The organism is Sphingobacterium sp. UBA7855 (genome assembly GCA_002500745.1).
Lineage (GTDB): Bacteria > Bacteroidota > Bacteroidia > Sphingobacteriales > Sphingobacteriaceae > Sphingobacterium.
The window spans coordinates 375080-392040 of the sequence record DLST01000018.1; the positions used below are offsets into that span (position 1 = coordinate 375080).

The 16961-nt window shown below is 41.1% G+C and carries 14 protein-coding genes; 7 read left to right on the forward strand and 7 right to left on the reverse strand.

Going from position 1 to position 16961, the window contains the following annotated elements; genetic code table 11:
- Positions 1-72 precede the first annotated feature (72 nt).
- Positions 73-447, reverse strand: a complete 375-nt coding sequence (locus B2107_RS17810) for a DUF3127 domain-containing protein (RefSeq protein WP_070570272.1) — start codon at positions 445-447, stop codon at positions 73-75.
- Between the two features lie 77 nt (positions 448-524).
- Here B2107_RS17810 and B2107_RS17815 point away from each other — a divergent pair, with 77 nt between their 5' ends.
- The 7 genes from B2107_RS17815 to B2107_RS17845 all read left to right on the forward strand — a co-directional run bounded on the left by B2107_RS17815 (position 525) and on the right by B2107_RS17845 (position 7634).
- On the forward strand, positions 525-1706 hold the full coding sequence (locus B2107_RS17815) for a THUMP domain-containing class I SAM-dependent RNA methyltransferase (RefSeq protein ID WP_293957352.1): 1182 nt from the start codon (positions 525-527) through the stop codon (positions 1704-1706).
- Positions 1699-2346 carry an HD domain-containing protein gene (locus B2107_RS17820; RefSeq protein WP_293957070.1) on the forward strand — a complete coding sequence of 216 codons (648 nt, stop codon included), beginning with the start codon at positions 1699-1701 and terminating at the stop codon, positions 2344-2346. Before B2107_RS17815 ends, B2107_RS17820 begins: the two co-directional genes overlap by 8 nt.
- Before the next feature lie 252 nt (positions 2347-2598).
- The gene (locus B2107_RS17825; protein WP_293957072.1) at positions 2599-3366 is read left to right on the forward strand and encodes a glycerophosphodiester phosphodiesterase; all 768 of its coding nucleotides are present in this window, start codon (positions 2599-2601) and stop codon (positions 3364-3366) included.
- Positions 3367-3467: 101 nt separating this feature from the next.
- Positions 3468-4304, forward strand: a complete 837-nt coding sequence (locus B2107_RS17830; RefSeq protein WP_293957073.1) for an endonuclease/exonuclease/phosphatase family protein — start codon at positions 3468-3470, stop codon at positions 4302-4304.
- A gap of 233 nt (positions 4305-4537) precedes the next feature.
- Complete coding sequence (locus B2107_RS17835) at positions 4538-5353, forward strand: DUF4197 domain-containing protein (RefSeq protein WP_293957075.1); 816 nt, start codon at positions 4538-4540, stop codon at positions 5351-5353.
- Positions 5354-5685: 332 nt separating this feature from the next.
- Complete coding sequence (pepT, locus tag B2107_RS17840) at positions 5686-6948, forward strand: peptidase T (RefSeq protein ID WP_293957077.1); 1263 nt, start codon at positions 5686-5688, stop codon at positions 6946-6948.
- 122 nt (positions 6949-7070) lie between these two features.
- Positions 7071-7634, forward strand: coding sequence for a nitroreductase family protein (locus B2107_RS17845; RefSeq protein WP_293957079.1), 564 nt, complete (start codon positions 7071-7073; stop codon positions 7632-7634).
- 70 nt (positions 7635-7704) lie between these two features.
- Here B2107_RS17845 and B2107_RS17850 read toward each other — a convergent pair whose 3' ends face one another.
- The 6 genes from B2107_RS17850 to B2107_RS17875 form a co-directional block, all read right to left on the reverse strand.
- A complete protein-coding gene (locus tag B2107_RS17850) occupies positions 7705-8412 on the reverse strand; it encodes a hypothetical protein (RefSeq protein ID WP_293957080.1) in 708 nt (235 codons plus the stop codon).
- Positions 8402-8950, reverse strand: a complete 549-nt coding sequence (locus tag B2107_RS17855; RefSeq protein ID WP_075994424.1) for an RNA polymerase sigma factor — start codon at positions 8948-8950, stop codon at positions 8402-8404. The genes B2107_RS17850 and B2107_RS17855 overlap by 11 nt, the downstream gene beginning before the upstream one ends.
- Before the next feature lie 145 nt (positions 8951-9095).
- A complete protein-coding gene (locus B2107_RS17860) occupies positions 9096-11693 on the reverse strand; it encodes a TonB-dependent receptor (RefSeq protein ID WP_293957082.1) in 2598 nt (865 codons plus the stop codon).
- Between the two features lie 774 nt (positions 11694-12467).
- Positions 12468-13724: a YeiH family protein gene (locus tag B2107_RS17865; RefSeq protein ID WP_293957083.1), complete on the reverse strand. Its 1257-nt coding sequence runs from the start codon at positions 13722-13724 to the stop codon at positions 12468-12470.
- 122 nt (positions 13725-13846) lie between these two features.
- A complete protein-coding gene (locus tag B2107_RS17870; RefSeq protein ID WP_120335063.1) occupies positions 13847-15628 on the reverse strand; it encodes an acyl-CoA dehydrogenase family protein in 1782 nt (593 codons plus the stop codon).
- A 135-nt stretch (positions 15629-15763) separates the two neighbouring features.
- Positions 15764-16939, reverse strand: a complete 1176-nt coding sequence (locus tag B2107_RS17875; RefSeq protein WP_293957084.1) for an acetyl-CoA C-acyltransferase — start codon at positions 16937-16939, stop codon at positions 15764-15766.
- Positions 16940-16961 lie beyond the last annotated feature (22 nt).

Consider the following 16961-nt stretch of genomic DNA (forward strand, 5'->3'; position numbering starts at 1 on the left):
ATAACTGTATTGCTTACAGTTTAAATAATCTATTTTACCGCTACCGCGGGTATTGCATAAGTCCTATTCCGATTAGAATGGTAGATCATCGTCATCTGATGAACCAGCTAAATCTACAGGAGCAGGCATATCTGCGTAACCTGGGGAAGAAGGTGCTGGAGCAGCATTACCCAATTTTGTTACACGCCATGCAACCAATGAGTTAAAATAAGTTGTTACGCCATCTTTATTCGTCCAGGGACGACCACGAAGATTAAAAGATACTTCTACCTCTTCACCAATCGCTAAGTTATCAAAGATTGACGTTCTGTCTTGTGTAGCTTCAAAACGGATGTACTCAACAAATTGTGGGTTTTCGGCATAAGCTACAATCATATCGCGTTTTTTGAATGATTCTGTCACTTGTTGTGTCGCTCCTATCTCGTGTACTTTTCCTCTAATTTCCATAATCAAAAAAATAAATATTAAAGCGTAAAATTAAGCAATTTTTGAGGAAGAGTTTAATTAACTTTGTACAAAATATGATGGAAGTTTTCAACACCCCCAATAAAGTTATTATAACGTGCAATAAGCGCTTATCACCTTATTTGCAGCAGGAAGTTAAAGAGTTAGGTTTTGACATTGTCAGGGCATTTCCTACAGGAGTAGAGTTAAAGGTTAGTATAAATGATACGATCAAGCTGAATCTGAACCTACGTACAGCATCGCAAATTTTGTATTCGTTAAAAGAGTTTACATCAAATAATCCTACGGAGCTTTATGAACAATTAAGTCAAATTGCCTGGGAAGAACTCATTCAATTTGACGGATACTTCTCGGTCAGCTCCAATGTGGACAATGAAACAATCAGCACACCTTTATTTGCAAACGTCAAGGTTAAAGATGCTATCGTGGACCGCATTAAGGAAAAAAAGGGTATGCGTCCTAATTCAGGTCCAGACAACAATAAAGCTGTTGTACACCTGTATTGGAAAGATGACCGCGCAGAAATTTTTATCGATACTTCCGGTGAGACCCTAGCAAAACATGGTTATCGCAAGATCCCTGGAAAAGCGCCTATGTTAGAAGCTCTGGCAGCCTCTACTATTATTGCGTCCAAATGGGATGGTCATTCTCCTTTTGTGAACCCGATGTGCGGTTCTGGAACGTTAGCAATCGAAGCCGCTCTGATTGCAACAAACAGGAAACCGGGTTTGCTGCGCATGAATTACTCTTTTATGCATTTCATCGGTTATGATGAAACTGTGTTCTTCCAAGAGCGCAGACTACTGAAAGATCAGATCAATAAAAAAGCGGCCCCACAAATTATTGCTAGTGATATTTCGGAAGAGGCGATCAATGTTTCCAAGATGAATGCCAGGACTGCCGGCGTGGAACAATTAATTTCATTTGAAGTATGCGATTTTGCCGAAACACACGTTCCTAAAGAGGAAGGTGGCGTTATTTTATTCAATCCTGAATACGGTGAACGCCTAGGCACGCACAGCAAACTGGAAATTACCTACAAGCGTATGGGGGATTTCATGAAGCAGGAGTGCAAAGGGTATAGAGGCTATATATTTACAGGGAATCCAGATTTGGCAAAGAAAATTGGGCTGCGTGCATCCCGAAGGATAGAGTTTTATAATGGTAAATTAGATTGTAGATTATTAGAATACGAATTATACGAGGGTACTCGCGAAAAAACAAAAGTATTGTATGAATAACATTATTGAGCGCACAGTAGCATTTGTGCAAGACCGATTGAAATTTGCAGAAGCAGGCCACGATTGGTCGCATATTCAACGCGTATGGAACAATACGAAGTTAATTTTAGAAAATGAAACGGCAGATGTCATGGTCTGCGAATTGGCCGCGCTATTACATGACATCGCTGACAGTAAATTTCATGATGGCGACGAAACTGTAGGCCCTCGTGTTGCCGGAGAGTTTTTGGCAAGTCTAGAAATTTCGCCTGAGATCATTGACCATGTTAAAAAAATTATCTTCAACATGTCTTTCAAAGCAAGCTTAGGCGAAGTGTCATTCCATTCAAAAGAGATGGAGATCGTACAAGATGCGGATCGCCTGGATGCCATCGGAGCCATTGGTATTGCCCGCGCATTCAGCTTTGGCGGAAACAAGGGACGTGAGATGTATAACCCTAACATTCCCGTACAGGAATATAAGGATAAAGAGGCGTACAAACATTCGGAAGCTCCTACAATCAATCACTTCTACGAAAAACTCTTATTGCTAAAGGATAAGATGAATACAGAGGCCGCGAAGAAAATAGCAGCACATCGCCACGATTATATGCTCAGCTTTCTAGATGAGTTTATAGCCGAATGGAATGGTAAAAAATAAATTACACTTAACAATTACTAAATATAAAAGTGGTACTTTAGATCTTGTACATCGAGATAAAAAGTACCACTTTTTGCTTTCTATAACGTCAGCTTTAGAAATTATTCGCAAGAAATAATGATATGATCAGTGGTGCTCTTATGCGGTTTAGCTTATAAGCTTCAAGATTAATTGTTCAAAAACAGGAATAAATAAACGGGTGAAACGGATAATTTATACCGTTTAAAACAAACACTCATACATAATTATAGCATGAAAAAACATATTTTTAGCTGCCTTACGCTAGCCATGGTGATCTCATCTTCGGCATTATTTGCACAAACTAAAGCCATTGCGCATCGTGGCGTATGGAAAAACAGCCACCTTCCCCAAAATTCAATTGCATCGTTAACTGCTGCTCACGATCTCAAGCTTTTTGGGTCCGAGTTTGATGTGCATCTGACCAAAGACAACATATTGGTTGTCAACCATGACAATGATTTCTATGGTATCGATATTGCTACAGCAACATACAAGGAACTTTTGGAGAAGAAGCATCCTAACGGTGAATCTATTCCCACTTTGGAAGAATATCTTAACGCCGGAAAAAAATTGAAGGGTTTACGTCTTATCCTTGAATTAAAAATTAATAAACTCGGCGTCGAGCGTACGCTTGAAGCGACCGCAAAAACAGTGGAAATGGTCAAAAAATTAAAGGCGGAGAAAGTCACCGACTATATTTCCTTTAGCTTTGAGGCTTGTCAAAAGATTCACGAACTTGCTCCCAAAGCCAATATCCAATACCTTACGGGCGACAAATCTCCAGCTGAGGTAAAGGCTGCTGGAATAAATGGATTGGATTATCACTTTTCGGTTTTCAAAAAGAATGGCACTTGGTTAAAAGATGCGCATCAGCTTGGTATGAAAGTGAACGCATGGACAGTAAATACTGCTGAGGAGATGACCAATTTAATCAATCAGAATATTGATTTTATTACAACGGATGAGCCTGAATTGTTACTCCGCATATTAAAGAAATAAGAATGCTTTAACATAGTTATGCCCCACAATCAGCTGATTAATTAAAAAGGTTGACATCGTGGTCATTAACAAATCACCAACATTTAAAAACGAAACTATTCATGAAAAAAAGTCTTTTTCTATTTTTAGCGCTCTGCATTTCCTTTCTATCTTATGCCCAAGAATTTATTGCGGGCAGCTATAATATTCGCCAAAGAAACACTGTCGATGTGGACAACATGTGGAACGACCGTAAAGTTCCGTTAACTAATCTGATCAAATATCACGGCTTCGATATTTTTGGTATTCAGGAGGGATTCTTTGATCAGGTTCAAGATCTTAAAAAGCTGCTTCCTGGATTTGATTACGTGGGAGTTGGACGCGATGATGGCGCTCAGGAAGGTGAGCACTCCGCTATTTTCTACAATACAAATCGCTTTAAAGCGATAAAGAGTGGAACTTTTTGGCTTTCAGCAACCGACACCGAACACCCGAATAAAGGCTGGGATGCAGCACTACCGCGGATCTGTACTTGGGGTATTTTTGAGGATAAGGCCAACAAAAAACGCTTTATCTTTATGAACACACACTTTGATCATATCGGTCGTACAGCACGTACCGAAAGTGCCAAATTGATTTTGGCAAAAGCAAAAGAGTTTGCCAAAGATCTACCGTTGATTTTAACCGGCGACTTCAATGTGGATGAAAAGGATGAAGCTTATTTCACCTTAGCAAACAGCAAAGTAGTCACTGACGTACATGAATTGGCAGCATTCAAATACGAACCCAATTCTTCCTTCAATGGCTGGGGAAAAAGCATCAGACCAACAGGCCGCATTGACCATATTTTTATTACCAAACCTTTCCAGGTTAAAAAATATGGTATCCTAACGGACACGTATATGAATAAATTCCCTTCAGATCACTTTCCAGTGGCAACGACACTCTCCTGGAAATAATATTTCGTGAAGAAATCCTATCGTAAAAACAGCAGGTCCGATGAAGACCTGCTGTTTTTGTTTAAATTGCGTCAATTGATGATTTGGGGTGATGCATCCGTACGATCTCTACAGATTGCTGTAGCCTATCTGCTACGATGCTAGACAATAGCCATGGTTCCTAGAAATTGGGTTAAACTTTCACATAGATTAACAGTCGATATGTTTAATTTTGACAGCAAAACAATAACATGATGAAATTTCCACTATTATATGGTACACTATTTGTCTCAGGACTACTTTATTCCAATGCAAGTGACGCACAGATTTTTAAGAAAATCAGTGAGACATTTACAAAAGCAAATCAGGGCCAAACCGACAGTACTAAAACCACTACAGCTTCAAATACTAAAGCAGCAGCATCGAAATCCAATACCTTGACCTCTTTATCTAACAAAGATGCTTCTTTGGGGATCAAACAGGCTTTAAGCAATGGTTTAAATCTGAGTATCGAATCTTTAGCAAAGAAAGATGGTTTTTTGGGTGACGCAGCAGTAAAGATTCTGATGCCTGCCGAAGCACAGAAAGTAGAAAAAACGCTTCGCGCTGTTGGTATGGGAAAATTATGCGATCAGTTTATACAGAGCATGAACAGAGCTGCTGAGGGAGCCGTTAAAGAGGCTGCCCCTGTATTTGTCAATGCACTTTCGAAGATGACGATTACAGATGCGACCAATATTCTTCTAGGCAGCAAAGAAGATGCTGCGACAACGTTTTTTAAAACAAATACATCGACGGAGTTAACGAACAAATTTAGTCCTGTTATCAAATCTGCCATGGGTGCAAACAATGTGGACCAGTATTGGACACAATTGACCTCAGCTTACAACAACCTCCCTTTAGGCAATAAAGTGGAGACAAATCTTACTGCCTACGTTACGCAGAAAGCAATTGACGGCCTTTTCATCAAAGTTGCCGAACAAGAGTCAAAAATTAGGCAGAACATAGGTGGCAGTAGAAATACCAATATCTTACAGCAGGTATTTGGTTACGCAGATGAAAAGAAATAGAGAACGAATACAATTAAAAAAGAACCTGTCAACGATATGTGATAGGTCTTTTTTTTGATGTGGAATGATCCAAGATTTCTTTTCAAATATCGAAGGGTAAAACTTTAGTATTCAAAAGCGCCAATGCAATTATATGTAGCAATAAATTCCCTTCAACGGCAAATAAGGTCGTATCCGCTCCTATAGGTTTCAGTTCCTATCGGTTTGTTAATAAATAGAATTAAACCCATGGAGTAGGGACAATTTGTTTGTAAATGCAACCAAATTAAATTGCAAATAAAAAGCAATTTATCTAAGTTTGATCGCCCTTATCACATTAAGGCTATTAGAAAATGAGCACATTTGATATCAATAACATAAGTGATTTTTCGGTATCCGAAAGATTTCAACGCTATGTACAGATTGACACACAATCTGATGCAAATTCACCAACATGTCCTTCCACGGAAAAGCAAAAAAACCTTGGAGAGTTACTGGTAAAGGAATTGTTAGCGTTAGGTATTTCAGACGCGGCAATGGATGAAAATGGCTACATCTATGCAACCATCCCTTCCAATACTACAAAGCAAGTTCCTGTTATCTGCTTTTGTTCTCATATGGATACTTCTCCGGATTCTTCGGGGAAGGATGTTAAACCTGTGGTACACACAAACTATCAGGGACAAGACTTGGTGCTTCCTGACGACAATAGTATTGTCATCAAATACGCTGAGCATCCAGACCTGGCCAATCAAATTGGCAATGATATCATTACTGCCAGCGGCACCACGTTATTGGGTGCAGATGACAAAGCTGGTGTGGCGGAAATTATGGATGCGGCCCGTTTATTAATGAAACATTCTGAAATCAAACATGGTGATATCAAAATACTTTTTACGCCTGATGAAGAGATTGGTAGAGGTGTTGATAAAGCAGATCTAAAACGTTTAGCAGCAGATTTTGCCTATACCATGGACGGTGAAAGAGCAGGTACTATTGAAGATGAGACATTTTCAGCGGATGGGGCAACGTTGACTATTCATGGTGTATCTGTGCACCCGGGTTTTGCCAAAGGGAAGATGCAAAGTGCTATCAAAATTGCCAGTGCAGTAATTGATGCATTACCAAAAGATCGGCTTTCCCCTGAAAGTACCAGTAAAAAAGATGGTTTTGTACATCCTGTTCATATCAGCGGTTCGGTAGAAAAAGCAGAAATTCAGTTTATCATACGCGATCATGTGACCGCCAATCTCAAGAAACACGAAGACGAACTGGAGGAAATAGCAAAATCTATCGTGGGAAAATACCCAAATTGTACGTATACTTTCGCTGTAAAAGAACAGTACCGTAATATGAAAGAAGTGCTGGATCAGCATCCTGAAATCATGGAAATCGGCATGGAGGCGATCAACCGCGCAGGAATGGTGGCTGAAAGAAGAAGTATCCGTGGTGGAACAGACGGCTCGCGCCTTTCATTTATGGGCTTACCTTGTCCGAATATTTTTGCCGGAGGCCATGCTTTCCACGGAAAACAAGAGTGGGTAGCGGTACAAGATATGGAAAAAGCTGTTAAAACAATTCTACATGTCGTATCTTTATGGGAAGAGAAAGCATAGTTGGACTTCATCCTGCCAAAGGCATTGTGTATGCCCAAAATAATATCAATTTCTGAGCAAATAACTGAGTATAACAGGTTCATTTATAGAATTAAAAAGTAGACACGCATAAATAATTAACAATGAAAAACGACGTATTAAAAGCGATACATTACAGAAGATCCGTATTTCAAGCTTCTTTTACAGAAGAAGAAGTCAGTAAAGAAGATATCTTGAATATTTTGGAAGCCGCTAACGCGGCTCCGACCCATAAAAGAACACAACCTTGGCGTTTTGTAATCTTCCGTAAAGAGGGGTTAGAACGTTTAGGGGCCGAATTGTCACGTATTTACAAATCGGTAACACCAACAGAGAAATACACGGAGGCAACAGAAATAACCATGGGTAAAAAAGCAACCCAGTCAAACGTTGCCATTGCGATTGTTGTCAACTATACGGGAGAAGTTCCTGAATGGGAAGAGCTGGCCTGTACCGCTGCTGCAGTTGAAAACATGTGGTTAGCTGCGCACTCGCTAAATATCGGCGGATACTGGGCAACCCCAGGTTTAATCAATCACTTGGGTGGTTTCTTAAATCTCGAAGAAAATCAAAAATGTATCGGTCTATTTTATTTAGGGCATCATCAATCTGAGCCACGTGAACCGAACCGTACACCAATTGAGGAAAAAATTCGCTGGGAAGAATAAACTGTATTCCTCTCCAATAGAATAACAGCCCACTTCTTACAAAATGGGCTGTTATTTAAAACATCAATCTCTATTTCATTTCAATTCCAAAACAATCCGGTGGTTTAATCACATTTGCTTGTGCTTGCTTTTTTTCATCCTTGACAGGAAAAGTGATCTTCAGCCGTCCTTCTGTTCCCTGCCATTTTGGTCCATTCTGTAGCAGGCGAACCGTTTCATTAATGAGTGACTGATCGGGTTGTCCTTCGGCACTAATATTAGTGGGCACTCCATTTTTGTCGACTGTAAAATTGACAATAATTTCGCCACTTCCTACAGGCGCTCCAGACTTCTGATTGAGGTACTGTTCAAAAGTTTTCCAGCCTTCACGCGGTGTTGCGTCGCCACCGTCCAGCAAAGGTTGAACAGACACCTTGTTCTCAGGTTCACTTAATTCCACATCCGTTGTACGGTCTGCTTTACTGCTAAAATGCCTAAAATATAAGAGGGCCAATAAAGTCACAAACAGCACACCTGCGGTTGCACCTATGGCCAAACGCTGCCATGTGAAATACTGGGCGTGCCGTGTTGCAACAGTATCTTCCACCCTACGATTGAGGCGCTGTTGTAAGAGGCTCAATTGCCGGGCATCCACACCATTTTGTAATCGGTAACCATCGATGGCATCTTGTAAAAAGGGATCTTCCAAGGCTTCACGTTCCAACTGAAACATCTCCTCCTTACTCATCAAACCATGGATGTAATTATGGATCCTTGATAATTGATAATTATTTTCCATTTTCTTTCCTTTCCATACAGATCTTCAGATTGCGCTTTCCATTTTGAATAGCACTTTTGACCTTATTCAAGTCATATCCAGTCAAATCTGCAATATCTTTATAACATTTTTGCTCGAGATAGAACAAACGTACACATTCCTCTTGTTCGCGGTTTAAAGTTTGCATACAGCCTTCCAGTTTCTCGAAATCCTTTTCTTCCCACTTCGCTTCACTGGTATCATTTAGCTTTTGTTCGCTTTCAAACAAATTGTTTTCAATATCAACCTGCGTCGTCCGCTTATCCTTACGTAATTGCATAAGGCAATAATTTTTACTGTAAACGTGTAACCAGCTCTTAAAATTATCGACTTCATATTGACGAAGCTTCGGTATCAGTTCTTCAAATATCTGCATCACAGCATCCTGACTACGATCGGGATCCTGTAAGTATTTAAAGCACACACCATAAAGCAAAGACATATAGGGCGAATATAGTTTCCCCAGTGTAGACAAGTCGCCGCTTGTTTTATAGTGTTGTAAAAGCTCTTTTTCGTTCATGCGCAAATCATTCACCTTAATGATGATTTAATATACAAATTTCCATATATAATAAAAGGAGCTATTGAAAATTAGTAAAAAAACAAAAAACCGTCCCCATGATGAAATGGAGACGGTCGATAAGAATATACTATGAATTACGGATTTAATTACCTTGTTTCCAATTGTATCGCAGTGTAACGCCATAAGTCCTTGGATCCGCAACTACACCTGCGTATTGCCCATAACTTCCCGGTGCCGCCAGCAACTGCTCGTAGTAATCTTTATTGGTTAGATTTCTACTCCACACAAACACCGAAATACCATTCGATCCCCTGAATCCTAGCCTGGCGTTCAAGACCGAATAGGCATCAATATTTAGGTATTGGGATGGTGAAGAACTGGACGAAAATTTAGAACGGTGAAATAGGTCTGCACCCAAAAAGTAAGATCCATTAATCCCAATCAGCTTACCGCTTTTATTTGCTTCGCCACCCAGCGACCAAGACCATTTGGAAACACCAGGAAGGGCGCCGCCAGAGATATCTTTAAAAGCCTGAGCTCCGCCAACCTCCTCTAAAGGGACAGGTGCGTTGGTAAATTTGACATACTTGGCATCTGTATAGGCTAGCGCTCCATTCAATCGGAGAAAATGTCCGATGTTGATGTTTCCATCCAATTCAACTCCCTTTACACGCACCTTCTCGGCATTGGCCAGATAACCACGGTTTACCCCCGGTTCAGGCGTCTGCACTTGAGTCTGATAGTCTTTGATATCCGTTTGGTAGACGGTCAGATTGAGCAGTGAATTGCGTGTTGGATTCGTCTTCACACCAATTTCCTTATGGCGGACAGCCTCAGGTTTTACTTCAGCGAGATCCAGCAACACTGCTCCATTAGCTGTCGGCAATCCACCGACGTTGATACCGACAGGTTTATAGCTGATGGAATACGTTGCGTAAGCATTTATCTTTGGATTGAAGCGATATCTTGCGGAGAGTTGACCAGAGAAATTATCTGCATCCGCATTAACATCAAAAGTCTGATTGGTATATACACCGTTCTTTAAGGCAAGCAGTGCAGGGTCTGAGGTCTGCAAACCGCCATAGGTCTGCCTATCGTAGTTAGCCACCTTTTTATCGTAGTTGTAGCGCAAACCTGGGAGGATATGTAATTTTGGCGTCACAGCCCAATCAATCTGTGTATAGGCTGCCAAGCTTGTGCTTTTAATCCCGTAAACGGTCTTGATTCCAAAATTGTCAAATAATCCCGGTGTCTGCCACAAAGCACTGGTAGAGCTTTTTTGAAAACGCCAAAAGGCAGATCCTGTTTCTTCGGTATGTACGGGATCTGTCCCCAGATCCTGCCAAAGGCCAAATAAACCAACAACCCCGCTGACCTTTTCACTGATCTTTCCAGAGTATCTGAATTCCTGCGACCACTGGTTATGGACAGAATTACCTGCTGAAACAGTGTATACCGGAAGTCCCAAGTAATCGCGGTCATTGAGCGGAACCCATGTCCATGTCCGCCACGCAGAGGTTGAGGTCAGTGTCCCTTCGCCAATCTTGATATCGGCATTCAATGCGACCCCACCCAATTTATTGTCAGCTTTAGATTGAGTATCCAAATCTATCTTACGCTCGAAGGCACTTTTATAAGGCAACTCGTAGCCCAGATCTTTAATAATTGCATCAAATTGTCTGTAGTCTGCACGCTGTGTTTTTACAACTCCGGCAACCGCCCAGCCGTAACCATCAGGTTTTTGTGATGACACATCACCCGAAAGCACCAGTTTGATATTTTCGGTTGGAGTAAACAGCAATTGCCCTCTAAAGCCCAGGTTGTTGATATCATTGATCTTTCTATTGGTATGTACATTAAACAAGTTTCCATCCCGTTGTGTGCCAGAGAATGAAGCTCTCGCAGCCAGGTTTTTGGCCAACGGTCCTGAGATGGACGTCTTCGCCTGAATAAAACCTTGGTTTCCATAACTCACTTCCACATTGGCTTCAGGTGTGAATTGTGGTAAACGTGAGGTTATATTAAATGCACCTGCTGTTGTATTCTTTCCAAAGAGTGTACCTTGAGGTCCACGTAGTACCTCTATCTGGTCGATATCAATAAAGTCCAGCCAAGTCGCGGCAGGGCGGGCAATATATACACCATCAAGATAAAATCCTACACCCGGATCGATCCCATCATTGGTGAGGCCATAAGTTGAGCCCAATCCACGGATATTAAGCGTCGTATTACGTGCGTTCGATGCATACAACTGAACTGTAGGTACAAGCTCTTTTAGTCGATTGACATTAAAGGCGCCTGCATCTTCCAATGCAGCGCCACGAATAATCGATACGGGAATAGGAACATCCTGTAACTGCTCTTTACGACGGCGCGCTGTTACCACCACCTGATCCAATGCTTCCAACCGCGGCGTAAGCTCGATTACTGCCGGAGAATGGTCCACCACAATATGACGGGTTTGATAACCAACAATGGATACAATCAATGAAAAAGGTAATTTTTGTCCTGTTACAAACTGGAAAACTCCTTTACTGTCGGTTTTCACCTGGTGTGTAACGGCCTCCAACTGAACCGTCACGCCTTGCAGGGGTTCTTTTGTTACGGCGTCAATTATGGTACCTGTCAATGAGGCATTTATAATAGGTTTAGGGTTTTCTACTTGCGCGTAGGTATGGTAAGAACCTGTTAAAAGCAAGCTAAAAATGACGCTAATTCGAAAAATAGCATTTTTTTTCATAAATTTATTCAGTTTAATGGTGAATTTAAAACAAGTGCCAACGCCAATCGATACTTGCTTCATTGTTAAAACTTGGTAAAAGGGAAGCCTCGGCTTCCCTTTTCTAATATAAGAGAGTGTAAGAGAGAAATTTTAACAACACATTCGTTTTTGGCAACTTTCTAGGCCAACAACAGCTCCTTCTACCGAAGCAACCAATAAACTTGTTTTTGAAAAGTAATTTTGTTTCATTCTTTTTATCTTGTTATTTTCTTTTATTTACCTTTTCCATACACGATTGAGTTGTATAGGCCTACCGCGCTGCAATTTTAAAAAGCGAATAACACTTATATCTATGAAAGATCAAATGCTATTGCTAGTTCGATTCATAATCAAGTCAGTCCTTTTTCCTCGCCTTCCTATTTACCTGTAAATCAGATAACGATACAAATATATAAATATTTTTTAAAAGACTACTAGTTTGATAGATTTAATAATATTTTTTTTTAAAAACCCATTAAACCTTTATTATAAGACAGTTAAAGCAAAAATAAGCGGTTCGAATTTCTTTCAGCATCAAAAAAATCAAGAAGGCAACCACCCTACTCCCCAACTATCCAGCGAAAATCAAGAAGCAAGCGATTTTATAAAAAACGAAGATCTGTGCTACGAATCAGAAAAAGAAACACTATTCATAAGCTCATGATGAAAAGCATAAAAAAGGCCGTCCTGGTTTGGACGGCCATCTTAACAGTCACATATAACGGTCGATTTTACATTGAAACACTTACCGACTTAGCGAAAGAGCACCAGGGCAATCAATAAGGTAATAATAACATTAAAAGTCTGGGCGATCAGAAAGGCATATAGTGGCTTCTTATTATCTTGCAGAAATAGGTCCTTAAAGTTCGTTTCCAAACCAATGGATGTAAATGCAAGGGTAAACCATAGTCCTTGTAAGTTCTTCAAGCTTCCTTTCACCGCATCAATCTTTTCGGGGGATACTACGAAAGAAAATAGCAACGATGCAAATACAAATCCCAGCACAAACTTCGGAAAACGTTCCCATATAATTTTCAGCGTAGGTTTATCCCGTTTTGTTTCATCATCAACCGATTTCGCATAAGTCCAATAAATACTGATAGCAAAAGCAGCTAGCCCCAGCAATACATTTTGGGAAAATTTCACAATGGTACTGATTTTTAGCGCTTCTTCTCCTACCAGGGAACCCGATGCCACAACAGCACCTGTGGTATCAATACTCCCGCCGAGCCAGGCACCGGTAACTTCTTGCGACAAGCCCATCCACTCCGCCATATAAGGCATGAAAATCATCATTGGAATCGCTGTAATAAGGACCAATGAAATGACATAAGAAAGCTTTTTGCTATCGCCTTTAATTGCTCCCGAAGTTGCTATCGCTGCGGAAACACCACAAATGGATACTGCACTCGACAACATCAAGGCCATCTCTTTATCAATCTTTAACTTTTTACAGATCCAGAACGCAAAGTACCAAACAGACAGTACGACAGCCAGTGCTTGAACAAGCCCCAAGGATCCCGCTTTGAGGATATCCCCGAAAATCACGGTGGTTCCGAGCAGAATTAGGCCTATCTTGACATAGAGCTCCGTACTGAGCGCCTCTTTAAACCAATTAGGCAGTTTAAAGCAATTGCTGATGACTAAACCGATAACCAAACTAAAAATTACAGCTTCGAGATTGTATTCTTTAACCGTTGCATTCCCTGCCAGCACCAATGCAAATACGGTAAGGATAAATACAACAGGAAATACAACGAATAAATATTTTATAGATTTCCCCAAAAGAAAGGCGCCCAATATCGCGGTAACGAATACAAAAATAAATTGGTCAAAAAGCTTCATTAAATTTGTCGGTTCGAAAACTGTTGCGACGAGTTCGGCGGAATTACTCCACGAAAAACTAGGTACCGGCGCAACAACTCCTGAGAGTGCGAGAAATATGGTAGCAATCCCCAAAATGACGACTACCCAGTCTTCTGTAAATGTAAATGATCTTGAAGATGTCATATAATGGTTAGGGTTTAAAAGGTTAAATTTAATATAATTACAGTGACTTTCTAGGATTGTAACACAAAAATGGCCGAAGATTTCTCTCCGGCCATTAACCAAAACCAATAATCTATTATCAATCAAAAACAATATTTATTCTCATCTATCAATTTCTTAGCGATTCGCTGACGGGCATCTTTCACATTAAATGGCTGTGCTTTCGTGAATCTGCGCAAACCAACCAACATCATATTCAGTTCATCACCTTCACCAAAAGAATATAATGCTTCTTTACCGGCAGCGCTGATTTTATCAATAGCACCATACAGGTAGATCTTAGCCATATCTTTTGCATAGTCTGCTTTATCAGATCCTGTATGCAGCAATTTTTCTGCACGTAACAAGACTGACTCGGTGATATAAACATACCCGATAATATCCGCAATATTCATGAGGATTTCCTCTTCTTTGGAAAGCGACATCATCAATTTCTGTACGGCTGCTCCCGCAATCAATAACCCAGCTTTTTTAAGGTTTGCCACAATTTTCTTTTCTGCAGCGAAAGGCGCATCGTCCTCTTCACCAAAATCCGGAATAGCGAGAAGCTCTCCAGCTACGGCTTGCGCAGGTCCCATCAGATCCAATTCACCTTTCATGGCCCGTTTTAACAGCATGTCAACGACAAGCAATCGATTCACTTCATTGGTACCTTCAAAGATCCTGTTGATCCGTGAATCCCGATAAGCGCGTTCCATTGGCGCATCTGCCGAGTAACCCATTCCACCATAAATCTGCACGCCTTCGTCAACCACATAATCCAACATCTCCGAGCACCATACTTTGATGATAGCGCACTCAATTGCAAACTGCTCCACAGACTTCAACTTTGCTTTTGCTTCATCCATACCGCCAGCAATCAATGCATCGTAGGCATCATCAATATTTTGACCGGCACGATACGATGCCGACTCCACAGCAAACAAACGTGTTGCCATCTCAGCCAGCTTATAACGAATGGCGCCAAATTTGGAAATCGGCAGATTAAACTGCACACGTTCATTGGCATATTGCACCGCATGGTTGATCACCATTCGTGCCGAACCGATCGTGGCAGCGCCTAGTTTTATACGGCCAATATTCAGGATATTTACAGCAATCTTAAATCCATTTTCACGATCAGAAAGCATATTCTCTACAGGAACGGCGCAATCATTGAAAAAGATCTGTCGTGTTGAAGATCCCTTAATACCCAATTTATGTTCTTCGGGATTCATCGTGATGCCACCAAAGTCTTTCTCAACAATAAATGCTGTCAGGTTTTTATCATCATCGATTTTTGCAAATACGATGAAGATATCTGCAAAACCGCCGTTTGTAATCCACATTTTTTGTCCATTGATCAAATAATGTGTCCCCTCGGCATTTAATTTTGCGGAAGTACGGCCCGAATTTGCGTCCGATCCAGCATTGGGCTCTGTCAAACAGTACGACGCCTTCCATTCACCAGTAGCAAGCTTTGGAACATATTTTGCCTTTTGGGCATCATTACCATAATACAAAATAGGCAGCGTACCGATACCCGTATGAGCAGACAATGCGACAGCAAAAGAAAACCCGCCACCTACCGCATCAGCAACAAGCATAGACGTGTTGAAATTCTTGCCGAAACCACCATATTCTTCGGGAATAGAAACTCCCAGCATGCCAAGTTCACCGGCCTTATCCATCAAACTGGGCATTAGACCTTCCTCTTGTGCATCGATACGGTCAAGCTTATTTAGTACTTCGGTATCCAAGAAATCTAAGCAGGTCTGTCGAATCATTTTAGCTTCTTCATCAAACTCTTCCGGAATAAAAACGGCTGTATAGGGAGTCTCTCTAATCACGAACTCTCCGCCTTTAATTGCTTTATTTTCGCTCATTGTCTTTTTAGATTTATAGGGATCAGCAAATCACTGCTACGTGATGCTGCTGTCCACAATGTTTTTAAATACTTCTATGCGTTATGAGATCAGAGATCCATATTTCGTTTATATTGCTATCCTTAGCGGCTAATTTTAGTCCAATAACTCAAAAATACCAGCTGCTCCTTGACCAGTTCCGACACACATCGTCACCATGCCATATTTTTTGCCTCTGCGTTTCAACTCGTTTAAGACTTGGACCGTCAATTTAGCTCCTGTACATCCAAGAGGATGCCCTAAAGCGATGGCACCACCATTGACATTTACTTTCTCTTCGTCTAATCCAAGTTCACGAATAACGGCTAGCGATTGAGAGGCGAACGCTTCATTCAACTCAAAGAGATCAATATCTTCCTTTTTAAGACCCGCTTTTGCCAAAGCCTTGGGTATGGCATAGATAGGTCCGATACCCATAATGCGAGGTGGAACACCTGCTACAGCAAAACTAACGAGCTTTGCTATAGGTTTTACACCAAGCTCTTTCACTTTTGCTTCAGACATCACCAAGACAAATGCAGCCCCATCAGAAGTTTGTGAGGAATTCCCCGCTGTCACGGAACCATTCGCTGCAAAAACTGGTTTTAATTTCCCTAAAGCCTCCAGGGAAGTATCGGCTCGAGGACCTTCATCCGTATCAACAACATACTCACGTATTGCAATCTTGCCGTCTTTCAAGTAATTTTCCTTTACGGTGATAGGCACAATGCCATCTTTCAAATGACCATTTTGAATAGCTGCAACTGCCTTTTGATTTGATTTAAGTGCAAAAGCATCCTGATCTTCACGTGAGACATTGTAATCTTTGGCTACAGCTTCGGCAGTCAATCCCATACCCCAATACCAATCGGGATGCTCTTTTGCCACGACATGATTAGGCACAATTTTCCAACCTCCAAAGGGCATTCCGGACATCACCTCTACCCCACCGGCGATAATAACATCTGCCATGCCAGTCTTGATCTTTGCGACGGCTGTTGCAATAGTCTCCAAACCTGAAGCACAGTACCGATTAACGGTTACTCCCGGGACCTTATCCGTATCCAATCCCATCAGTGAAATGAAACGAGCCATATTGAGTCCCTGCTCCGCTTCCGGCATGGCATTCCCAACGATGACATCGTCTATATCTTCTTTATTTAAATTCGGCACAGTAGATACGAGATGCTTAATCACATCCGATGCTAAATCATCCGCCCGCATAAAGCGAAATACTCCCCGAGGCGCTTTGCCTACTGCTGTACGAAATCCTGCTACTATGTATGCTTCCATTATTTTTAATTTTTTCGTGAGT